Source organism: Aestuariivita sp. (genome assembly GCF_021404545.1).
Classification (GTDB): domain Bacteria; phylum Pseudomonadota; class Alphaproteobacteria; order Rhodobacterales; family Rhodobacteraceae; genus Aestuariivita.
The window spans coordinates 47,909-69,644 of record NZ_JAAWWD010000037.1 but is presented as its reverse complement, the minus strand read 5'-3'; the positions used below and the strand labels follow the sequence as shown (position 1 = coordinate 69,644).

Here is a 21,736-nt window from a genome sequence, read left to right as displayed (position 1 = left end):
ATGTCCGATCCTGATGAATATATCGCGCTGGTCTCCAGCCTGCCCAGTTCCGAACGGTTGTTCGTTGCCAAACAGCCCCCGCTGTCGCGGCTGCGGCTGGACAGGCGGCTCGCGGCACTGAGCGCCGAGCACAGCCTGATGCTGGCGCAGATCGAGGCGCTGCTGAGCTGGTCGGCCTATGATATGCAGGCCGATGAGGCGGTCGCGATCCGGCGCGCCAAGGCCGCGCTGCGCGATATCGCGCAACCTACCTTGCGCGCGATCGTGCAGGATCGGATGGAACTGCGCACCGCAGTGGCCGCCTTGCGCCTGCGTGCGCGCGGCGATGGGCCGCCACCCGGCGCGTGGGGTCTGGGGCGCTGGACCCGGCATATCGCGGCAAACTGGTCCGAGCCGACCTTCCGGCTCGACAGATCGATGCCCTGGCTGCGCGAGGCGGCGCGGATGATCGAACACCGCGACCCGCTGGAACTGCAACGCCATCTGCTGGATGTCAGTTTTCGGCGCTTGCAGCGCCACGCCGCGCGCCATCAGTTCGATTTCGAGGCGGTTGTGATCTATGTGCTGAAATGGAATATCTTCGATCGCTGGGCCCAGGCCAACGCCGAGGCCGCCGCGCGACGGTTCTCGGAACTGTCGCTTGAGGCGCTGCGCGATTTCCCCGATTTGATGCTGGAAGGACAGGCACCATGACCGCCCCATCCACCGCCACCGCGCGTGTCGTCGCGGTTCAGGACGATCTGGTCGAGATCGAAGTCCTGCCCGCCCCCGATGGCGCGCCCGGCATTCTGGTCAAGAACGAGGTCATCTATATCCTGCCCAGTCTGACCGGCCAGCGAGGACGGCAGGAACGGCTGAAGGCCGAAGTGCTGCGGGTGCGCGGCACCACCGCCGATGCGCAGGTCTATGAAAGCACCCAAGGCATCGCCGTGGGCGATCCGGTCGAACAATCCGGCCAGCTCCTGTCGGTCGAACTGGGCCCCGGTCTGTTGGGGCAGGTCTATGACGGATTGCAGGCGCCGCTTCAGAAAATGGCCAATGAATACGGGATTTTTCTGCCCCGCGGCGCGGATATCGACCCGTTGGATCTGTCGGCGAAATGGTCTTTCACACCGAAACTGAAGCTGGGCGACACGGTTCGGGCGGGCGACGTCCTGGGCACCGTCCCCGAAGGCCGGTTCACCCACAAGATCATGGTGCCGTTCAATTGGACCGACACCTATACCGTGGTCTGGATCCAGAAAGGCGCGGCCAAGGTGCGCGATGCCGTGGCACGGCTGGCCGACAGCGCCGGGCACGAGCATATGATCACATTGACACAGACATGGCCCGTGCGGCGACCCGTCTCGGGCGGGCTTCTCAAACGCGCGCTCTCGCGCCGGACCTTTCCCGATCAGCCGGTGCTGACCTCGCAGCGGCTGATCGACACCTTCTTTCCCATCGCGCGCGGCGGCACCGCCTGTATCCCCGGCCCCTTTGGTGCGGGCAAGACGGTGCTGCAAAACCTGATCGCCCGCAATGCCAAGGTGGATATCGTGGTTGTCGTCGCCTGCGGCGAGCGTGCGGGCGAAGTGGTCGAAACCATCAACGAATATCCCGAGATGACCGACCCGACCTCGGGCGGCAGCCTGATGGACCGCACAATCATCATCTGCAACACCTCTTCCATGCCCGTCGCCGCGCGCGAGGCGTCGATCTTTACCGGCATCACGCTGGGCGAATACTATCGCCAGATGGGGCTCGATGTACTGCTGATCGCCGACAGCACCTCGCGCTGGGCCCAGGCGATGCGCGAAACCTCTGGCCGCCTCGAAGAGATCCCGGGCGAAGAAGGGTTCCCGGCCTATCTGGAAAGCTCGATCAAGGGGCTCTATGAGCGGGCAGGCGTGATCCGCACAAATGACGGCGACACCGGCAGCCTGACGATGATCGGCACCGTCTCCCCCGCCGGGGGCAATTTCGACGAGCCGGTGACGCAATCCACCTTGTCGACAGTGAAGTGCTTTCTCGGCCTGTCCTCCGAGCGCGCCTATAAGCGCTTTTACCCGGCGGTCGATCCGCTGATGTCGTGGTCGCGCTATCTCGACCAGATGCGCGACTGGTACGACGACAACATGGAGATTGGCTGGACCGACAAGGTCAAGCACCTCCAGGCCCTCTTGGACAAAGGCGAACAGGTCAGCCAGATGATGCAGGTCACCGGAGAGGAAGGCGTGACGACCGAGGACTACATCCTCCAGCAAAAGGCCCTCTTCATCGACATGATCTATCTTCAGCAAGACGCCTTTGACGAGGTCGACGCATCGGTGTCGCTGGAGCGGCAAAAACTGACCTTCGAGATCATGTATCAGGTCGTGACCAGCGATCTGCCCCTGGACGACAAGGCCGAGATCCGCGCGTTTTTCACCAAACTGACGGGACTGTTCAAGAATTTCCACTATGCCGCCGATCACACGCCGGATTACGAAAGCTATCTGAACGCCATCAAGGACACGGTCGGGGGGCACGCTGCTGCCAATCCCTGAAGCGGATTGCGGAGCCGAGGGACCGGGCATCATTCTTGGGTAAGCATTACAGAATTCAATTCGCATTTAACTCGAAGTGTCGGCACAAAAATGAGAATTGGGGACCGATCCCGCCCCGAAACCGATCAACACGCGCATAAACAACTTGACCGCGAAATGCCCGGCGCTAGGATCTGAATCCACTTTATTCGTGAAAATGCGCTGCCTTCTGAAGGTTGGCGTTGCAGAGTACAAATGGCACGCCTGATTTCGCCTGCCGTTTCTAAGGATCCTGATATCTGGCCCATTCCCCTTATCGATCAGGAGGGGCTCTAGAAATTGTAAGGTCACCAGGCGCGATACCGTGTCAAAGAAAATCGAAAGTAACGGCACTGACATGACTGAACCGGGCCACTCCGCAGGTGCCAAACTCAACCCTCTTGACGACCCGTCACCCCAGGTCGCGGATTTTCGGTGGTATTTGCGGGATAAGACCAAAGATCATCACGACAGGCTGGATCGCATGATGTCCGCGCTTGATCTGTCGGAGCGCGCCGATCTGGCCCGGTTCCTGCATGTCCATCTGATATGTATCGAGGCGATGATGCGTCACAGCCCGGACCCGTCGCTGCCCCGTATGGTGGAGAGTTTCCGCAAAGACCTCAATAGCTTGGGCGAAGGCCCGCGCGAGGGGGCGCGCCTTGATATGGCTGCCGTCCACCCCCTTGCCGCGGCCTATATTCTCGCCGGGTCGCGGATGGGCGCCAAGGTTCTTAAAGCGGGATGGGCCCGGTCCACCGACCCTGCCGTGAAATCCGCGTCGTCATACTTCAACCTCAAGCTCAGACCGGGCGAGTGGCACGACATCTGCGGAAAACTCAGTGAGATTGACTGCGGTTCGGATTTAGCGGCCGTAATCGTCGCGGATGCGCGTGATCTTTTTGATAGTTTTTCCCGCGCCTTCACACTCACCGGCCCACATGGCGCGGACCCATCGGGGCAATGCGGAGAGACCGCGGACCGCGCCGCGGTATCGGGACACAGGGCAGCACGGCATGCATGTTGAAACCTCTCAACCTCGGCGCGTTATGTCCAATGCAGCGGACAGACCACGGCACCCGCACGGCAGCTCCAGACTGTTTCGGTTGGCGCTTCGCGGTGTTTGACATCTTATGCGATCTTGCAATGGTCGCACGGGCGTGATGAAGTTCCCTTTTGTCTTTTGGATGAGCAGATGCCTGTAACAGATCAAGAGCTCGCCCAGGCCGTAGAAAACTGTAGCCGGGATCCAGTTCATATTCCGGGCAAGATCCAAGCCTTTGGCATGATGATCGCGACCGACGCGGGGTTTAACCAGATCCTGTTTATCAGTCAGAACATCTCGGGCGCGCAGGATCTGGTGGGAGCACCCGTATCCGCCTTCTTTTCGGTCGAGGAGATCCATGCCATTCGCAACGCCGTAGGCTCCGAAACAATCGAGAGCCAACGCATCGTCACCATCAACAAACATATCAACGATCTTCATTGCCAGCTTTCGTTGCATGCAAAAGGTGATCACATCCTCGTGGAATGCATACCCGAGCAAATCGACCCTATGGCGAAATTCGGGATACTTGAACGCGCCCGCGATTTCTTATTGGGTCAGTTGGACTTCGCCGATCTCGATGCGTTTCTGGAGGATGCGACCACCCGCCTGCGCGCGATCAACGACTATGACCGGGTGATGTTTTATCGGTTTCTGCCAAACGGGTCGGGCGAGGTGATCGCCGAAGCGCTCAACCCCACGGTCGAAAGCTATTTGGGTCTGCGGTTTCCCCCATCCGATATCCCCGTCATCGCCCGCAAGCTCTATGCCAAAACTCCGATACGGGTTCTGGCGGATGTCCCGAGCGAAGACGTGCCGGTCCTCGGTGTCGAGGGTGCCGAAACACTGGATATGTCGCTGGCACTGCTTCGGGGGAAGGATCCTGTTCACCAACGCTATCTGATCAATATGGGGGTGCGCGCCAGCCAAACGATTTCGGTGGTGGTCAGAGGGGAGCTTTGGGGCCTTTTTGCCTGTCACAACATGCAGCCCAAGACACCCGATCCCGCCGGGCTGGCGGCCTCGGAACTGGCAGGCCAATTGATCAGCCTTCAGATCGAACATGCGCTGGAAGTCTTTAACTTTGAGACACGCATCAGGTGCTCTGGCATCGCCAGCCGGTTGGTCGTGGCCGATGACAGCAAGATGTCAGCCACCGAATACTGGGCCGATATGCGCTATGAGATCGCGGATCTTATTGCCTGCGATGGGATCATATTCGCGGTCGACGGCAAGCTGAATTCTCATGGTGTGGTGCCCCCTCTGGGAGCCAGTCAGGCCTTGTTGGCGCTCGCCGACCCCGAGGTGGACCGGGTCTTTGCGGTCGACGATCTGCAAAAACGCCTCCCCGGCGCGGTCTGGGGCGATACTGGAGGGGCATTGATCATCGCAATGCCGGGCCGTCCATCGATACAGATCGCATTCCTGCGCAACCTGACCCAGACCCATGTGCGATGGGCAGGCCAGCCGGAAAAGACCGTCACGTTGGAGGAGGAAGGACCCAAGCTCCACCCGCGCCACTCCTTCGAGGCCTATCTGCGCACATCCGATGAGCGGTCCGACGAATGGACCGCGACCGAGATCGAGACGGCACAGGTGCTGCGCGGCAGCATGATGGACGCGATTCTGACGCAAAGCGAATTGCGCGAAAACCGTCATCGCATGGGGTTGCTCGTGCGCGAACTGAACCATCGGGTGCGCAACATCCTTGCCTTGGTTCAGTCGCTCTCGCAACAGTCCCGGGACAACGCCCGCTCGGTCGAGACCTATGCCGAAACGCTGGAGAGCCGGATCATCGCCCTGTCGGGGGCGCATGACCTGCTGACCAAGGCCGACATGAAAGGCGCGATGCTGCGCGACCTGCTGGAGCTGGAGCTGAAACCGTTCAATGGCTCTAGAACCCGGTTCGAACTGTCGGGCCCCAATGTCGGGTTCCGGCCCGATGTTTGTTCGGTCCTGGCGCTGGTGTTCCACGAACTGACCTCAAACGCCGCGAAATACGGCGCCCTCTCCTCGCCCGAAGGACATGTGAACATTACATGGGCGTTGGCGCGAGACGGTGTCGAGCTGCGATGGAAAGAATCCGGCGGGCCGAAGGTCACGCCGCCGGAACAAGATGGGTTCGGCACAACGATCATCAGCTCTGCGATCCCGTATGAGCTCAACGGCGAGGCCAAACTGACCTTTCCCCAAGACGGGGTAGACGGACAGTTCTGGCTGCCCGGCGACACCGTCACGGATCTTGATTTCGAGGTTATCGTCGCCCCGACGCTCAGGCTGCAGGCAAACCACGACGCGCCACGCCAGACCACCGGGCGGCTGGACCGGGTGATGGTCGTGGAGGACAATTTCATCGTCGCGATGCAGGCCAAGCGCATGTTGGGCGATTGCGGGATCGAACGGGTTGACGCTGCCTCGACGGTGGAGGAGGCATTGGCCTTTATCGAGGCGAACCAATACGATTTCTGCCTGTTGGACGTGAACCTGAATGGCAAGCTCAGCACGCCTGTTGCCACGCGGCTTGATCTGTTGGGCATCCCATTTGCATTTGCAACGGGATATGGGTCGGATGGGCTTGATATTGTCGGCAAGTTCGACGTGCCCGTTTTATCCAAACCCCTGGATCTGCCCTCCCTGCGCCGGGTGCTTCCGGATCCCGAGGCGTAACCGGCGTCCAAATCGGCGCACCACTTAAAACAACTCAAAATTGTTACAAAAATTCTGGATTTTCGCCATCAAGGTTCTAAGACTAAAGTAGATTTTCGAAACGTGATACGGACAGTGTCTGCCACCCAAATTCAAATCGCACATCAAACGATAAAGACACTCACCATAAAACGATTTCTTTTCAACGCTCTACAGTGCGGGGCCAGAAAAAAATGAAGGGCGAGAGGCTTGCCGAATAGTATCCTGAGCTTTTGGCGTGAAGGCGGAGAAGACCTGTTCGACGCCGTTTTCATGGTCGCGCCGATCCTGATGCACTCGATCGACAAGCATGGAATCTTGTTGAATGTCAGCGCGTATTGGGCCGAAAAACTGGGCTATAGCCAAGATGAGATGATCGGGCGAAAGATCACCGAATTCATGACCCAGCAATCGCGGGACAAGGCCGAAGGCACAGTCCTGCCCGAGTTTCTCAGCACCGGCGAAATCTCGAATATCGAGTATGACTTTGTGCGCAAGAACGGTACGGTTATCCCGGTTCTTTTGTCTGCCGTGGCCCAGTTCTCGCGCGAGGGAGAGTTCTTGCGGTCAATGGCCGTTGTGTTCGACAATAGTGAAAACAAGCGCCTGTATGCCGAACTCAACCACAAGCTGCGGATGGAGGCCTTGGGCCAACTCGTCGGCGGCGTGGCTCATGATTTCAACAACATCCTGTCGGTCATTCAGGGCAACCTTGAGTTTCTCAAAGAGGATCCAGACAGTGAAGAACGCGGGCTTTTCTTGCAGGATGCGCTGCGCTCCAGCCATCGCGGTGCTTCGTTGACGCAGATGCTTTTGTCTTACGGGCAGCGAAGCCACCTGGAACCGCGCGACGCCGATCTCAACCTTCTGGTGCGCGATATGGACCACATGTTGCGCCGGGTGCTGCCCAACAAACTTGACCTTTCGGTTGTCACGGCAACCGGGCTTTGGGGTGTGCACCTGGATCCCCACCAGCTTGAAACCGCTTTGATCAATATCGTGAACAACGCCAAGGACGCGATGCCCAAGGGCGGCAAGATCACGATCGAGACCTGCAACGTAAGGATCTCCAAGGATTATGTCGTCTCTCGCGACGAGGGTATCTTGCCGGGCCGGTATGTCATGCTTGCAATATCCGACACCGGGGACGGAATCTCAGCCGAGGATCTTGAGCATATTTTTGAACCCTACTACTCGACCAAGCCCTTTGGACAGGGGTCCGGCTTGGGGCTGTCGATGGTGTTTGGCTATGTCAAGCAGTCTGGCGGCACTATTCGGGTCTATTCAGAGGCCGGGTTCGGATCGACATTCAAGCTTTATTTCCCGGCCACACGGTTTGACCTGACCCAGGAAGAGCAGGATCAACAATGGCAGAGTGGCGACGGAGTGCCCAGCCCGCTCTCGGAGATCCTCGTCGTCGAAGACGAGCACGACGTGCGCCGGGTTCTGGCGAACCAGATCAAAAAGGCCGGTTTGAACGTGGCTCAGGCGGCCAGCGGAGACGAAGCCTTTACCCTGCTGACAACCGGGTATCGGCCCAAGCTGTTGGTGACGGACATCATCATGCCCGGAGCGTTGCAGGGCCCCGAGCTGGCCGAGAAGGCCAGGGAACTGATCGAGGACCTGAACGTCATCTTCGTTTCGGGCCTGCCGCAAGAAGCCGCCATTCATGGCAATGCCCTTTCCAGCAGCGATGTATTGATTCCCAAGCCGATCGACAGCGCCATGTTGATCCGTGAAATCGGCAAGATGCTGAGGGCCCAGAGCTGATCATCCGATAAACGGGCAGACCGGGTGCGACGAGACGAGAAGCGCGGAGATATCCACGCAGCGCACACCGGGAAACCGGCGGTTGAGCCCAACGCTACGAAACCCGTCGCCCCGCACAATCGTCAATGCGGCTTGCTATTCGGTGCCGGTCGGGCTAGCACATCGCCTCTTGACCAGATGAGGCGACCCATGGGCATCAACTCCGAACGCGACATCGAAGCCAACCTTCAGATCGGGCCGACTGACAAGGGCATGGTACGCCTTTTCATCGAGGCGCCAGGGGTGGAGGTTCCGATGGATTTCGACCCCGAGGAGGCCGACGAAATCGCCGAAGAAATCCGCGCTGCCGCAAAGGCCGCGCGCCGCGTCAAAGGGTAAAGCCGGGATCGCGCAGCCCATGCAGGCGGCGCGCGGCATGGGTGGCGAATTTCTGTATGATCGCCTTGCGGCGCGCACCGGCCACCGGCGCATCCGGGGCCATGCGAATGATCTCGGCGTCATAGGCATCCGCGATCATCAATCCGGTGCCGTCCGGCAAAAGATCCGTCGGAAAATCCTGATCCACGGCCCAGAAATACCGATCGCACCACTCCAGATAGCCCTGCCATTTCCCGTCCGATTGGTAATCGGCGCGGTTCGACTTGCATTCGATGACCCAAAGCTGACCCTTGGGACCAAGCCCCATGACATCAACGCGCAGACCGCGCGCGGGCACAAACTCCTCAACCGAAACAAAGCCCAAGCCGCTGAGGTGGCGCGCCACACCGCGCGCTAGTCGCTGTCCAGGTTGCAAATCCAACATCACCAAACCAAAGTGAACAATCCGTGAACAAAAATCAAGCAGGTTCCCCGAACCTCGCGCCTTTTGAGATATCCGGCGTATCGATCCGCGCGCACGCTGGGCAAGCACGACCGGGATGGATAAGCGGGTGGGATTGCTGATCGTCAGGCGTCCGGCGGAACGACGCGGGCCGCGCAATGGTAGATGACGCCTCCCCGCGGGCGGGGGCACGCACGCCAACCCGGGATCCTGCTCCAGGCCCCCTTGGGGCGTTCGGGACCCGGCCTGGGCGGGTCGTCGGGGTTGCTTTGGCCCGTTGTCCGATGCCCCTGGCACGGTCATCGCCGCCGTTCTGTGCGGACTTGCCGGGCGTCTTGCCGATACAGGGGGGCACACGCGCCTGGGATCAAAGACCAAGGATTGCCGACGGGCGATTCGATCACTGACGGGCGGACGGTCCGACCTGCGCGTCACCTTTATGCTCCGACAGTCCGCGCCTTTCCGGAATTGCCGGGCAACAGCCGATCATTGACTGGGAGAGCAACGAAGGGCCAAAATCTCAGACCTCATTGCAGATCTGGAAATGCCAACGCATGACGTGCAGCATGCAAGGCCAGAAGGGCGGCGCCTTAACGACATCGGTCGGACCACAGCACAGCCGCTGTCACCGACCTCTCATCAAGCCGCATTTATACCGGCCCGATCCCTATTCATCGGGCCAAAGCGCCACCGCAAAAACGATGGGCCGTGCGGCTCTCTGCCGTCTGCGCAGCGAAGATGAAACCACCAAACCAACCCTTGCACCGGGACCGCAATCGCCCTACCTAGGTCGGTGGCGGGTTCTGCCCTTCTCGTGCGCGGTTGCATTCCGGTGGCCTTACACAATTCCGAGGGAGCTGGCTCTGTTCTGGCCCTGGCCTGATTACCTGGCGCCCACCTGTACACACAGGTCCTCGGGAATCATAACCACACGGTTGCTGGTGGTCCCGTCACATCCCGCGCTCAGCGCTTAAGCCCTGAGGGCCGACGCGGCGCATGGACCAGCGCCTTTTGGGGCGCCAGAACGAAGGGCGTCACACCCTTCCCGCCAGAGCGGTCAGGCTTCTCCGCCAGGTTCATCACCGCATAAGCGAACTGAACGCTGGCAAAGACCACACCGTTGAAAAACCACAGAATGAAGACGACCAAGATCGCGGACTGGTCATTGGAGACCAGCGTCCAAAGGTTCATCACATTCAGATAAAGCAGAGCGGCCACAAAGACCCCGGCAATCGCGAAACCAATCAGCGAATGTCGGATATAGAGTTTGATCAGGTCAGGCATGTTTCTTTCCTCACTGCCCTATAACCTAGAGATATGGGGCATTTTGTCGATATCGCACGCCGGTTTTTTTCCGGTTAACGCGACGAGATGAGCCATTTGCAGCCGATAGCGGATCCTCGCGACATTGTTGCCCTCAGAACGCGTCCGGCCGCGCCTCCCGGGCCATATGATCAAGAACGGCGTTCACGAATTTCGGTTCGCGCCCTTCGGGAAAAAACGCCCGCGCGATATCCACGAACTCATTGATCACCACCTTTGGCGGTGCCTCCCCGTGGTTCAACTCGGCGCCAGCGGCACGGAAAAGCCCGCGAAGCGTTGGATCAATCCGCGCAATGGGCCATTTGGCCACCAGCGCACGATCCGTCATCTGGTCGATCAGCGCCTGATGATTGACCGCATCCTCGACAAGCTTGGCAAACAGATCAATGTCGCCCTCGGCCATCTCGTCGCCTTCGTACACGGCGCCGAACCGGTGATCGAGGAACTCCCGCACGACCTGCGGGCTGGGCTGACCCGAGGCTTCCATTTGAAACAGCGCCTGCACCGCATAAAGGCGCGCGGCAGAGCGCATCTTGCGTTTCTGGTTGCCCGACAGTTTGGGAGCCTGGCTGCTCATGCGTTTGACGATCCGTCCGACTGATCGGCACCCTGGTCGCTGCCCGCAGGCTTGAACCCGATGCCCTTGCTCTGGCCGCTCCACTTACGGGCCAGCGCGACAAGATGCAAGGCGGCCGCAGCGGCCCCTCCGCCTTTGTTCTGCCCCTTTGCGTCAGCGCGCACCTCTGCCTGAGCGCGGGTCTCGACCGTGAGGATCCCGTTGCCGATGCAAAGCCCCTGCAACCCCATTAGCTGGATCGCGCGGCTGCTGTCATTGCACACCGTCTCGTAATGCGTGGTCTCGCCTCGGATCACACAACCCAGCGCCACATAGCCATCGAAATCGCTGCGCCGGTCAGCCAGCGAAATGGCCGTGGGCACCTCCAGCGCGCCGGGCACCTCAACCAGCTCCCAGGTGCCGCCGACCGCCTCAATCTCGGCCTTGGCGCCGGCCACCAGATTGTCCGCGATGTCCTTGTAATAGGGCGCAACCACGATCAACAGCTTGACCGGATTGTCAAACGCCGGGCGCGGCAGGGTGTAATGGGTTTCCGATCCAGCCATCCCTCAGCCCTCCGAGATTTTGCGCGTGCCGACAATTTCGAGACCGTAAGCGTCCAGCCCCACCACATTGGGTTTGGGGCTGTCGGTCAACAGCTCCAGCTGCGACAGACCCAGCGACGACAGGATCTGGGCGCCCAGCCCGTATTGGCGCAACGTCGCGGGATGACGCGCCTCATCGGTGTCCAGCCTCATGCGGGTGTCACGCAACAGAACGACGACGCCGCGTCCCGCCTCGGCGACCTTGGTCATCGCGCGGCCGAACTCCGCCGCGCGACCGGGCGCGCCCAGGCCGACCACATCCATCATCGGGTCCATCGCATGCATGCGCACCAGAACCGGCGTGTCGCCCGAGATGTCGCCCTTGATCAGCGCGATATGCTCAGCGCCCTGGGTCTGATCCTCATAAATCCGCAACGTCCAGTCCCCGCCGAACTCCGAGGTAACCTCCTCTTCGCTCTTCAAGGTGACCAGATTGTCATGCCGCCGCCGATAGGCGATCAGATCGCTGATCGTGCCGATCTTCAGCCCATGTTTCTGCGCAAACCCCACCAGATCGGGCAACCGCGCCATGGTGCCGTCCTCGTTCATGATCTCGCAGATCACGCCCGACGGGTTCAGCCCGGCCAAACGCGACAGATCCATCGCGGCCTCGGTGTGGCCTGCCCTCACCAGCACCCCGCCATTCTTGGCCCGCAGCGGAAAAACATGGCCCGGCGTGGCAATATCCGCCGCGCCCTTGGTCGCATCGATGGCTACTGCCACGGTCCGGGCGCGGTCATGGGCGGAAATGCCGGTGGAGACCCCCTCCCGCGCCTCGATCGAAATCGTAAAGGCCGTCTCATGGCGCGATGAGTTATTCGTCGACATCAGCTCCAGCCCCAGCGCGTCGATCCGCTCGCCCGGAAGGCTCAGACAGATCAGCCCGCGCCCATAGGTCGCCATGAAGTTGATCGCCTCCGGCGTTGCCATCTGCGCGGGGATCACCAGATCGCCCTCATTCTCGCGATCCTCGTGATCGACCAGAATAAACATGCGCCCATTGCGCGCCTCGTCGATGATCTCGTCGATGGGAGAGATGGCATCCGCCCAGTCACTCTCTACCGGTCCGGGGGTCTCATAGCTCATGGGGCAACCGCCTTTTATCCTCGCTGTGTCCGCCAGATACCGTGGTGCTCAGCATTTGACCAGTGCGACATGGCGCCGAAACGGGCCGCTCTTGCGACAGCCGCACGGTCGCCGACACCTTCACCAGATAGCGCAACCACGCTCAGCACAGTCCTTGCAGGCCTGGCAGATAAGATCACACAAAACGCCCCGCCCCACCCTGCTTCTTCTCTTTCGAAATACCGGCGGGGGGGTTGGGGGGCTGGCCCCCCAACGCTCCGGCCACACCCGGCGCAAGCTAGTCAGCGGCGGCCCAAACCTCGACCTCGACCTTGAACTCGGGCCGGGTAAAACCCGACACGATCACCAGCGTCGAGGACGGCAAATGGCCCTCCGGGCATTCTGCCAGAAACGCATCGCGCGCCGCCATATAGCCCTGCATATGCGCGCGGTCGGTCACATAGGCGGACACATGCACCACATCCCGCGCGGTCATGCGGGCCTCTGCCAGGATCGCTGTAATGTTTGCAAAACAAATCTGCGCCTGATCGAACGGAGCCTCGGGCACCGATCCATCCGCTGCCAGCCCAAGCTGACCGGATGTGCGCACGATGCGGGCCCCGGCCGGAAGTTCCACCCCATGCGCATAACGCGCAAATGGCGGTGAGATTGACGCAGGGTTCAGGGATTTCATCACGCGCTCCGACAGGGGTGGGCTCACCTCCACTCTTGCCCGACCCCGGTTCCTTTGAAAAGAGAATCGCACCTCTCCGGCACAGATTTCATCGCAAAGACCACGCACCGACCATTCCTTGAAAGAATTACGGGACGGACCTTGGTGCCGCGCCACCGGACCGCGCCTTATGATAGTCGGACCATCAGTGATCTGACCAAGGCTTAAGCTCGGACCGGAAACCCGCAACCCCATAGCCGGGAACAGTATTTGCGATGTGCTGGGCAGCGTTTTCAGGGGCGCAAGGGAGAACGCCAATGACGGCAAGAGGTCCCGCGTTCTGAACAAGGAGTACAGCGGGAATGCTTTCGCGAGAGGTAGGCGTTCAACCCCCAATGATCGCCTGTCCTGGTTGCGGCCGAATGGATTTGTCGTCAGCGATCCCCGAAGAAAGAAAACACCCGCTATCGGCCAGCGCCGCGTCTTTCACGGCCTGATGCGCACAGCAGATGTTCGCGCATGCGCCTTTTGACGAAGCAGATGTGCGGCTAGGGTGAGGGCAGCCCGACCGCACAGGAGACACAGATGGACACCATCAAAGGCTATCACGCCCATGTCTATTTCGACGCCACCTCCGTCGATCCAGCCCGCGCGCTCTGTGCAGCGGTGCGCGACAGGTTCGGGGCCCAGATGGGCCGCGTGCATGAGCGCCCCGTGGGACCGCACCCGATGTGGTCTTGCCAGCTTGCTTTTGAGCCTGAGGCCTTTGCACAGATCATTCCGTGGCTGGCGCTGAACCGGCAGGGGCTGACCGTGTTTATTCATCCCGACACCGGCGACGATCTCAAGGACCACCGCGATCACGCAATCTGGATGGGTGCGATGCCCGCGCTCAAACTGGAGATGTTCGACAAAAAGGACGGTTGAAACCCTGCGGCGTGTCACCCGCCGCCAGCCGGATCAACGATAAAACCCGATCGAAGCGACAGAGATATCCGCCGCAAATTCCCGTCCGATGGCGAGGATGCCAACCCGGCGCAGGCGCGCGGGATCAAACCGCACCTCTGTCCGGTGCGGATCGAACCGGGAAAACGGGATGCGGATCGCGGTCCAATCCGGCGGCGCCAGGAACTCCGTGCGAAAAGATTGCCATGGCCGGGTCAGCGCGTCGGTGCGCAGGCGCAGATCATACCGTTCGCCATTGCCGCGCAGCACGATCTCAACGCCGGTATATCCGCTGGCATCCAGGAGCACGCGCCCGGGGCCCAGATCCATCGCCATCTGGACAAAACCGCCATTGTTATCCAGCGACACCTGGCCGGTCAGCCGCGTGGCGGTGCGCCCCTGCGATGTCTCGACGCGCAGCGCGCCGCGCGACACACCGCCCATGACGGTATCGGCGACGAATTCCCAGTGCGGCGTGAGTTGCAAATCGGCCTCCTGTGCGCGGGATGATGCGGGCATCATGCCCCAGACTGCAAGGCAGGTGCAAAGCAGGGCTCCCAAGACCGGCATCTGACGTGGCGGCAGCGCGTTGTCTGAGCGGCTGTTGTAGCGTCGCATATGGGCTCCTTGGTCTGGGTAGCAGGTATGGGCCCCCCCGTTGACAGGCCTGGTTGGCCCCCAGCCATATCACCCATGGCGCGTCCCGGTCATCCCGCGCGCCCGTAATTCCTGCCACGTTTGAGTCCTTGCCGACAACAGGGCTCGGCATCACGGGACAGATCGCACAGACGCGATCATGGCGGGTGGAAATAGTCTGGCATTTTTAGAACAAAGAGTGAACAATACTATCCGTGCATGGAAAACGATTCTTCATACGGGCAGATCCTGCGTCTGCCAAAGCGCAAGCTATCGGCCAGACAGAACCTGGCCGCCCCTGCCGAGCGGCCGGTTTTGACGGATGTCTTTCCCTCCTTGCCAACCGACCCTGCCGCCACAGGCTTTGTTCTGGCTTTATTGCGCGATGCGGATGGGCCGATCCTTTGGGTTCAGGATTACCTCTCCCGGCAGGAAAACGGACAGCTTTATACACCGGGTCTGCGCGCCTTGGGCGTCGACCATGCGGTCCTGCAAGTCACGGTCAGCCACCCGAGGGACGTTCTGTGGGCCATGGAAGAAGGCGCCGCCTGCGCGGGTCTGTCGGCTGTTATTGGCGAGATTTACGGCGGACCGGCCGCGCTCAGTTTTGTTGCCACAAAGCGGCTGGCCTTGCGGGCCGAGGGGTCAGGGGTGCCGGTTTATCTGATCCGCAGCGGCGATCCCGGCGGGTTGAGTGCTGCCCGCGCGCGGTGGCGTGTGGCCTCCATACCCTCGGAGCCGCACGCCCACGACACCCACTCACCGGGTCACCCGCAATGGGAGGCCGAACTGTTTCGTGCCCGGGGGCGCCCGCCCGGGCGTTGGATTGCCCGCCATGACCCAAAGGCCGTCAGAACAGCAGATCGTTTTCGTCTGGTTCCCCGCCCTGACGATGGAACGGTGGAGGCGGATGACGTCCCAGTATCGGACCGGTCCGGGGGATAATGTGCCGGTTGCGCTGTCGCGTGATGGCCCCCACGGTCCGGTGCTTCACAGCATCAATCACGCGGCACATGCGCGGGGCATGCAGCCCGGTGAACGTGTGGTCGATGCCCAGGCGATCCATCCCGATTTGCAGGTCGAGCCTGCGGATCTGGACGGCGACCACGCTTTGATGCAGCGGCTGATGTATTGGACGCGGCGCTGGTGCCCCTGGACGGTACAGGACGCAGATGACGGGCTGGCCCTTGATGTGACGGGGGCCGCACATCTGTTCGGCGGGCCCGCGGGGCTGTTGCGTGACATATGCCAGCGGTTTGCCATGCAGGGGCTGACAGCGCGGGTGGCGATGGCGCCGACACGCGGCGCGGCGCGGGCCCTGGCCCGGTATGACCCCGATCTCACGATCTGCACGGGTCGGGATGTGGCGCATCATCTGGCCCCGCTGCCGGTGATCGCCCTTGGCCTGGATCAGGCCACAACCCGTTTGCTGACCCGGCTTGGCCTGAAAACAATCGGCGCTCTGGCCGATATGCCCCGCGTGTCGCTGATGCGCCGCTTTGCCGATCTGGCGGTGGATCGCAATCCGCTGATCCTGCTGGATCGGGCGCTGGGGCGGGCGCCCGATCCCCTGAACGCCCCGCCGGACCGGCCGTATTTCATAGCCCGCGCGCGCCTGGCCGAACCGGTGATCGACCCCGTTCCGCATCTCAAAGGCCTTGTGGAAGACCTCTGCACCCAGCTTGCACAAGCCGAGCAGGGCGCCCGCCACATGCGCCTGACCATTTACCGGATCGACAGCGAATACAGGACCGTTCAATTGGGAACGGCCCGGGCCAGCCGCGACCCCGCCCATATGCTGCGCCTGTTCGATGGCAAGCTTGTCAGGATGGATCCCGGATTTGGCTTCGATCTGCTGACGCTGGAGGCCACGCGGGTGGAGCCTGTCTCGCTTACGCAGGAGCGGCTTGATGGCCAACCCGACAGCGACGCGGATATCGCCGGATTGCTGGATCGGCTGACAGCCCGGTTGGGCAAGGATAAGGTGACATGGCCCACATGGACCCAAACCCATAAGCCCGAACGCGTCGAAGGGCGGGTCCCGGCGCTGACCGCCGCGCCCGCCGCACCCCCCGCATTGCCCCGCGAGCGCCCTTTGCGCCTTTTGTCCCCGGCCGAGGAAGTGCACGTGATCTATTCCGTGCCGGAGGGGCCCCCTTCCCAGTTTCGCTGGCGGCGGGTGGTCTACAAATCCGCCCGCCACGCGGGACCCGAACGCATCGCGCCGGAATGGTGGCTGGATCGTCCCAGCACCCGGCTGCGCGATTACTACAAGGTCGAGGTTCAGGGCGGGCGTCGTTTCTGGCTCTATCGTGAGGGGCTGTTACATGACGGCAGAGGTGGCGCACCGCGCTGGTTCCTGCATGGATTTTTCATCTGATGCCTGTGCAGGAAGGCCATAAGCGGCGCACATTGGGCGAGGCGGACGGGTTCACACAAAACCCGCCAAGCCGGTATGTGGAATTCGGCCTGGCCAGTTGCTTTTCCTTTTTGCGGGCCGCCTCTGACGCGGTTGATCTGACCGCCACGGCAAACCGTCTTGGATATGACCGGATCGGCATCGCGGATCGCAACACGCTGGCCGGGGTGGTACGGATCCATACAGAGGCGCAAAAAGCCTGTGTCCGCCCCCTGATCGGGGCGCGCCTGGTGACGATGTGCGGCACCGAGCTGCTGGCGTATCCGCAGGACCGGACCGCCTATGCCCGTCTGTCCACCCTGCTGTCCAAGGGTAAGATGCAGACCAGTGACGGCCATTGGCAGGACAAGGGCGAGACGCATCTGACGCTGGAGATGCTGGCGGCCCATGCAAAAGGGCTGCATCTGATCGTGATACCGCAGGAAAACCTCGATCTCTTCGAGGCGGGCTTGCCGCGTCTGCTAAAATCCCTGCCCGGCATCCGTCACATCGGAGCGACCTTTCTTTATCGGGGCGATGACAGGGCGCGGGTCAATCGGCTGGACGCGCTTGCCCGGTCTCATGGCCTGTCGATCCTGGCCACCAATGACGTACTCTATCATGTGCCCGATCGGCGCCCCTTGCAGGATGTGATGGTCTGCATCCGCGAAGGTACCACCGTGCCCAAGGCCGGATATCTGCTGGAGGCCAATGCCGAACGGCACCTCAAGTCACCAGATGAGATGTGTCGGCTGTTTGCCGCATGGCCCCATGCCATCGCGGCAACCCGGACGCTTGCGGACCGGATCACCTTCGCGCTGACGGATCTGAAATACGAATACCCCCACGAAATCGTACCCGACGGTCGCACGGCCCAGCAGGAGCTGGAACGCTTGACATGGCAGGGCGCCGCAGAGCGCTATCCCGAAGGCACTCCGGCGCATGTAACCGAGACAATCGAAAAGGAATTCGCGCTGATCCAGACTAAGAAGATCGCCCGGTATTTCCTGACTATCCGCGACATCGTGCGTTTTGCCCGCCAGGAGGCGCAGCCTCCGATCCTGTGCCAGGGGCGCGGATCGGCCGCCAATTCCGCGGTCTGTTTCTGCCTTGGCATCACATCGGTCGACCCTAACGAGCATAATGTTCTGTTTGAACGGTTTTTGTCCGAAGAGCGTGACGAACCGCCCGATATCGACGTGGATTTCGAACATGAACGGCGCGAAGAGGTGATCCAGTACATGTATCGCAAATACGGCCGCCACCGGGCGGGCCTGTGCGCGACGGTGATCCATTATCGCCCGCGTTCGGCCATTCGCGAGGTCGGCAAGGCGATGGGGTTGTCCGAAGATATCACCTCGAAACTGGCCGGTACAATATGGGGCAGTTTCGAAGGCCAGGTGGATGACAGCCGCGCCAAGGAGGCCGGGCTGGATCTGTCTGATCCATACCTGCGCAAGGTGCTCACACTGGCCCGGCAGATGATCGGCATGCCGCGTCATTTGTCACAGCATGTGGGCGGTTTCATCCTGACCGAACGCCCCCTGACCGAGATCGTGCCGATCGGCAACGGCGCAATGCCCGAGCGCAGCTTCATCGAATGGGACAAGGACGATATCGACGCGTTGCAGATCTTCAAGGTCGATGTGCTCGCCCTGGGGATGCTGACCTGTATCGCCAAATGCTTTGATCTGCTGGACGCGCATTACGGACGACGACTGGAACTGGCGACCGTACCGGTTGAAGAGGACGGCCCCGACGATCAACGCCCCACCTATGACATGCTGTGCCGGGGCGACAGCCTGGGCGTGTTCCAGGTGGAAAGCCGGGCACAAATGGCCATGCTGCCCAAGCTGCGCCCGCGCACGTTTTACGATCTGGTGATCGAAGTCGCCATCGTGCGCCCCGGCCCCATTCAGGGCGACATGGTGCATCCCTATCTGCGGCGCAGACAGGGGATCGAGGAGGTCGAATACCCCAGACCCGGACCAGAACATCCGCAGGATGAGCTTGAGAAAATCCTCGACCGTACCTTGGGTGTTCCGATCTTTCAGGAACAGGCCATGAAGATCGCCATGGATGCCGCCTGCTTTACCCCCGCCGAAAACAACGAGCTGCGGCGTGCCATGGCAACCTTTCGGTCGCGCGGCACCATTGGAACCCTACAGGAAAAAATGGTCGGGCGCATGATCGAGCGCGGTTACGCGCCGGAATTTGCCACGCGCTGCTTTGACCAGATCAAGGGGTTTGGCGAATACGGGTTTCCCGAAAGCCATGCGGCCAGCTTTGCCAAGCTGGTCTATGTCTCAAGCTGGATGAAATGCCACTATCCCGCGGCCTTTGCCTGTGCCCTGCTGAATGCGCAGCCCATGGGGTTTTACGCCCCGGCACAGATCGTGCGCGATGCCCGCGACCACGGGGTCGAGATGCGCCCGGTCGACGTCAACTATTCCGATTGGGATTGCACGCTTGAACCCTGTGAGGATGGCTTTGCGCTGCGCCTGGGCCTGCGTCAGGTGGATGGCTTGCAGCAAACGGCCGCGTCGCGGATCATGGGCCAGCGTGATACCCCCTATACCAGTGCGGGCGATCTCAAGGCGCGCGCGGCTTTGGATATGAAAGCGATCCGTCACCTGGCCGCCGCCGATGCGCTGCGCAGTATGGGCATCGACCGCAGGCAGGCGCTCTGGCAGGTCGCGGCTCTCAAGGACGCCCCCGCCCTGCCGATCTTTGCGCATGTCTCAGCCGCAGCACAGGGCCCTGAGCCCCACATACGGCTTCCTCAAATGCCAAAGGCCGAACATGTCGTGGCCGATTACCAAACGCTGCGCCTGTCTCTCAAGGCGCACCCGATGTCATTCTATCGCACCAGTCTGCGCGCCCAGGGCTTTGCCGCCGCCTCCGATTTGCCCTGCCTGCGCCATGGGCACCGCGTTTGCCTCGCCGGGCTCGTGCTGGTCAGACAAAAACCCGGGAGCGCGAAGGGCGTCTGCTTTATCACGCTGGAGGACGAGACCGGCGTCGCGAACCTTGTGATCTGGCCAAAGATGTTCACGGCCTATCGCGCGACGATCATGTCCGCCAGGCTGTTGGTCGTGCGGGGACGGGTTCAGACCGATGGCCGCGTTATCCATGTCGTCGCCGATGATCTGCAAGATCGCAGCGACCGCTTGGCAAGCCTGTCGGACGCGCCCTGCCCCACGATCACCACGCGCGGCGATCATCCGACCCACCCCCTGCCCGCTCAAGTCGGGATCAGAGGACATCCGCGCAGTGTCCGCGTCATCCCCAAATCGCGGGATTTTCATTAAAGGACCCGGTCTGCCTGCACCGCCCCGGAACGATCCGTCTCACCTGCGCCGTCCGGATGGATTTCTCCAACCGATCCAATCCGCGCCGCGCCATCGCCCCGCCTGCACAGCTCCGAGCCGAGCCTTGTTTGCAAATCAGCACACACCGCTCTTGACCTTTGGGGCCAGTTTTGAACACATCTCACAACCGCCGAGGGGAAGAGATATGCATAGACCAGCCATCACAGGCTCAGGCGTGTTCACGCCGGAACAGACCATTACGAATGCCGAATTGGTCGAGGCGTTCAACGCCTATGCCGATCACTGGAACGCCCAGCACGCCGAGGACATCGCCAGTGGTGCCTGTAAGGCCAAGGAGCATTCATCCGAGGAGTTCATCCTCAAGGCCTCTGGCATAGAACAGCGTTATGTCCTTGATAAATCAGGCGTTCTTGATCCTGATGTAATGCATCCGCTGTTGCGCCAGCGCGATGACGACGAACCCGGCGTGATGGCGGAAATGGCGGTCGATGCCTGTCACAAGGCGCTGGCCCAGGCGGGCAAGACAGCCGCGGATGTCGACGCGGTGATCTGTGCGGCCTCCAACCTTGAACGCGCCTATCCGGCGGTCGCGATCGAAATCCAGGATCTGCTGGGCATTAAAGGCTTTGCCTTTGACATGAATGTCGCGTGCTCATCCGCCACCTTCGGCATCCAGGCTGCCGCCGACATGGTACGCTCGGGCTCCATCCGCTCCGCGCTGGTCGTCAATCCCGAGATTTGCTCGGCCCATCTGGAATGGCGCGACCGGGACTGCCATTTCATCTTTGGCGACGTGGCGACAGCCGTGTTGATCGAGCGTGCAGAGGATGCCACCGGGTCATACTTTGAAATCAAATCAACCCGCTGCGCGACCGAGTTCTCGAACAATATCCGCAACAATAACGGATTTCTGCGCCGCTCCCGCCCCGACGGAATGGCCGACCGCCGCGATATGCAGTTCATGCAGAACGGTCGCAAGGTGTTCAAGGAAGTGTTGCCGATGGTCAGCCAGCATATCGCTGATCACATGGACGATACCGGGATCAAGGCAGACGACCTTAAACGCCTCTGGCTGCACCAGGCCAACAAAACGATGAACGATTTCATCGGGCGCAAGGTGCTGGGGCGCACGCCCGAGACCGGCGAACAGCCCAATATCCTCCAGGATTACGCCAATACCTCCTCGGCAGGCTCCATCATCGCTTTTTCCAAATACTCCAACGATCTGGCGGAAGGCGATCTGGGCGTCATCTGCTCCTTTGGCGCAGGATATTCGGTCGGTTCCGTGATCGTCGAACGCCACGGATAACGGGACGGCGGGCGGGGCGATGTGCGGCGCA

General features: G+C 61.2%; 18 protein-coding genes. 11 read left to right on the top strand and 7 right to left on the bottom strand.

The window, feature by feature from the left end:
• The 6 genes from HEP69_RS12405 to HEP69_RS12380 all read left to right on the top strand — a co-directional run bounded on the left by HEP69_RS12405 (position 1) and on the right by HEP69_RS12380 (position 8,421).
• Positions 1-693, top strand: a complete 693-nt coding sequence (locus HEP69_RS12405) for a hypothetical protein (RefSeq protein ID WP_290558853.1) — start codon at positions 1-3, stop codon at positions 691-693.
• On the top strand, positions 690-2,525 hold the full coding sequence (locus HEP69_RS12400; RefSeq protein WP_290558852.1) for a V-type ATP synthase subunit A: 1,836 nt from the start codon (positions 690-692) through the stop codon (positions 2,523-2,525). The genes HEP69_RS12405 and HEP69_RS12400 overlap by 4 nt, the downstream gene beginning before the upstream one ends.
• Positions 2,526-2,868: 343 nt before the next feature.
• Positions 2,869-3,570, top strand: a complete 702-nt coding sequence (locus HEP69_RS12395) for a biliverdin-producing heme oxygenase (protein WP_290558851.1) — start codon at positions 2,869-2,871, stop codon at positions 3,568-3,570.
• Positions 3,571-3,738: 168 nt separating this feature from the next.
• Positions 3,739-6,255 (top strand): HWE histidine kinase domain-containing protein, encoded by a 2,517-nt coding sequence (locus tag HEP69_RS12390; RefSeq protein ID WP_290558850.1) that lies wholly within the window; start codon positions 3,739-3,741, stop codon positions 6,253-6,255.
• Between the two features lie 228 nt (positions 6,256-6,483).
• Positions 6,484-8,043 carry a PAS domain-containing sensor histidine kinase gene (locus HEP69_RS12385; RefSeq protein WP_290558849.1) on the top strand — a complete coding sequence of 520 codons (1,560 nt, stop codon included), beginning with the start codon at positions 6,484-6,486 and terminating at the stop codon, positions 8,041-8,043.
• Positions 8,044-8,232: 189 nt separating this feature from the next.
• On the top strand, positions 8,233-8,421 hold the full coding sequence (locus tag HEP69_RS12380) for a DUF6324 family protein (protein WP_290558848.1): 189 nt from the start codon (positions 8,233-8,235) through the stop codon (positions 8,419-8,421).
• On the opposite strand, the gene HEP69_RS12375 is transcribed toward HEP69_RS12380, so the two are convergent.
• From HEP69_RS12375 to HEP69_RS12350, 6 genes are all read right to left on the bottom strand, one after another.
• Complete coding sequence (locus tag HEP69_RS12375; protein ID WP_290558847.1) at positions 8,411-8,848, bottom strand: MmcB family DNA repair protein; 438 nt, start codon at positions 8,846-8,848, stop codon at positions 8,411-8,413. The genes HEP69_RS12380 and HEP69_RS12375 overlap by 11 nt on opposite strands.
• Positions 8,849-9,826: 978 nt before the next feature.
• Positions 9,827-10,147 carry a hypothetical protein gene (locus HEP69_RS12370; RefSeq protein WP_290558846.1) on the bottom strand — a complete coding sequence of 107 codons (321 nt, stop codon included), beginning with the start codon at positions 10,145-10,147 and terminating at the stop codon, positions 9,827-9,829.
• Between the two features lie 133 nt (positions 10,148-10,280).
• Positions 10,281-10,763 carry a transcription antitermination factor NusB gene (gene nusB, locus HEP69_RS12365; protein ID WP_290558845.1) on the bottom strand — a complete coding sequence of 161 codons (483 nt, stop codon included), beginning with the start codon at positions 10,761-10,763 and terminating at the stop codon, positions 10,281-10,283.
• Complete coding sequence (locus tag HEP69_RS12360; RefSeq protein ID WP_290558844.1) at positions 10,760-11,308, bottom strand: 6,7-dimethyl-8-ribityllumazine synthase; 549 nt, start codon at positions 11,306-11,308, stop codon at positions 10,760-10,762. The genes nusB and HEP69_RS12360 overlap by 4 nt, the downstream gene beginning before the upstream one ends.
• Before the next feature lie 3 nt (positions 11,309-11,311).
• A complete protein-coding gene (ribB, locus tag HEP69_RS12355; RefSeq protein ID WP_290558843.1) occupies positions 11,312-12,433 on the bottom strand; it encodes a 3,4-dihydroxy-2-butanone-4-phosphate synthase in 1,122 nt (373 codons plus the stop codon).
• A gap of 277 nt (positions 12,434-12,710) precedes the next feature.
• Positions 12,711-13,106 carry a RidA family protein gene (locus HEP69_RS12350; protein WP_290558842.1) on the bottom strand — a complete coding sequence of 132 codons (396 nt, stop codon included), beginning with the start codon at positions 13,104-13,106 and terminating at the stop codon, positions 12,711-12,713.
• 564 nt (positions 13,107-13,670) lie between these two features.
• On the opposite strand from HEP69_RS12350, the gene HEP69_RS12345 reads away from it, so the two are divergent.
• Positions 13,671-14,012: a DOPA 4,5-dioxygenase family protein gene (locus HEP69_RS12345; protein ID WP_290558841.1), complete on the top strand. Its 342-nt coding sequence runs from the start codon at positions 13,671-13,673 to the stop codon at positions 14,010-14,012.
• A gap of 33 nt (positions 14,013-14,045) precedes the next feature.
• Here HEP69_RS12345 and HEP69_RS12340 read toward each other — a convergent pair whose 3' ends face one another.
• Positions 14,046-14,648, bottom strand: a complete 603-nt coding sequence (locus tag HEP69_RS12340) for a CIA30 family protein (protein ID WP_366111378.1) — start codon at positions 14,646-14,648, stop codon at positions 14,046-14,048.
• A 237-nt stretch (positions 14,649-14,885) separates the two neighbouring features.
• On the opposite strand from HEP69_RS12340, the gene HEP69_RS12335 reads away from it, so the two are divergent.
• From HEP69_RS12335 to HEP69_RS12320, 4 genes are all read left to right on the top strand, one after another.
• Positions 14,886-15,611, top strand: coding sequence for a hypothetical protein (locus HEP69_RS12335; protein WP_290558840.1), 726 nt, complete (start codon positions 14,886-14,888; stop codon positions 15,609-15,611).
• Positions 15,577-17,046: a DNA polymerase Y family protein gene (locus HEP69_RS12330; RefSeq protein ID WP_290558839.1), complete on the top strand. Its 1,470-nt coding sequence runs from the start codon at positions 15,577-15,579 to the stop codon at positions 17,044-17,046. The genes HEP69_RS12335 and HEP69_RS12330 overlap by 35 nt, the downstream gene beginning before the upstream one ends.
• Positions 17,046-20,375 (top strand): error-prone DNA polymerase, encoded by a 3,330-nt coding sequence (locus tag HEP69_RS12325; RefSeq protein WP_290558838.1) that lies wholly within the window; start codon positions 17,046-17,048, stop codon positions 20,373-20,375. The genes HEP69_RS12330 and HEP69_RS12325 overlap by 1 nt, the downstream gene beginning before the upstream one ends.
• A gap of 205 nt (positions 20,376-20,580) precedes the next feature.
• The gene (locus HEP69_RS12320) at positions 20,581-21,705 is read left to right on the top strand and encodes a beta-ketoacyl-ACP synthase III (RefSeq protein ID WP_290558837.1); all 1,125 of its coding nucleotides are present in this window, start codon (positions 20,581-20,583) and stop codon (positions 21,703-21,705) included.
• Positions 21,706-21,736: the final 31 nt, after the last annotated feature.

What these genes read in the sequence shown, in the direction of transcription:
- HEP69_RS12405 (WP_290558853.1), top strand. Translation starts at nt 1, where the DNA reads ATGTCCGATCCTGATGAATATATCGCGCTGGTCTCCAGCCTGCCCAGT.
- HEP69_RS12400 (WP_290558852.1), top strand. Translation starts at nt 690, where the DNA reads ATGACCGCCCCATCCACCGCCACCGCGCGTGTCGTCGCGGTTCAGGAC.
- HEP69_RS12390 (WP_290558850.1), top strand. Translation starts at nt 3,739, where the DNA reads ATGCCTGTAACAGATCAAGAGCTCGCCCAGGCCGTAGAAAACTGTAGC.
- HEP69_RS12380 (WP_290558848.1), top strand. Translation starts at nt 8,233, where the DNA reads ATGGGCATCAACTCCGAACGCGACATCGAAGCCAACCTTCAGATCGGG.
- HEP69_RS12370 (WP_290558846.1), bottom strand. Translation starts at nt 10,147, where the DNA reads ATGCCTGACCTGATCAAACTCTATATCCGACATTCGCTGATTGGTTTC.
- nusB (WP_290558845.1), bottom strand. Translation starts at nt 10,763, where the DNA reads ATGAGCAGCCAGGCTCCCAAACTGTCGGGCAACCAGAAACGCAAGATG.
- HEP69_RS12360 (WP_290558844.1), bottom strand. Translation starts at nt 11,308, where the DNA reads ATGGCTGGATCGGAAACCCATTACACCCTGCCGCGCCCGGCGTTTGAC.
- ribB (WP_290558843.1), bottom strand. Translation starts at nt 12,433, where the DNA reads ATGAGCTATGAGACCCCCGGACCGGTAGAGAGTGACTGGGCGGATGCC.
- HEP69_RS12350 (WP_290558842.1), bottom strand. Translation starts at nt 13,106, where the DNA reads ATGAAATCCCTGAACCCTGCGTCAATCTCACCGCCATTTGCGCGTTAT.
- HEP69_RS12345 (WP_290558841.1), top strand. Translation starts at nt 13,671, where the DNA reads ATGGACACCATCAAAGGCTATCACGCCCATGTCTATTTCGACGCCACC.
- HEP69_RS12340 (WP_366111378.1), bottom strand. Translation starts at nt 14,648, where the DNA reads ATGCGACGCTACAACAGCCGCTCAGACAACGCGCTGCCGCCACGTCAG.
- HEP69_RS12335 (WP_290558840.1), top strand. Translation starts at nt 14,886, where the DNA reads ATGGAAAACGATTCTTCATACGGGCAGATCCTGCGTCTGCCAAAGCGC.
- HEP69_RS12330 (WP_290558839.1), top strand. Translation starts at nt 15,577, where the DNA reads ATGACGTCCCAGTATCGGACCGGTCCGGGGGATAATGTGCCGGTTGCG.
- HEP69_RS12325 (WP_290558838.1), top strand. Translation starts at nt 17,046, where the DNA reads ATGCCTGTGCAGGAAGGCCATAAGCGGCGCACATTGGGCGAGGCGGAC.
- HEP69_RS12320 (WP_290558837.1), top strand. Translation starts at nt 20,581, where the DNA reads ATGCATAGACCAGCCATCACAGGCTCAGGCGTGTTCACGCCGGAACAG.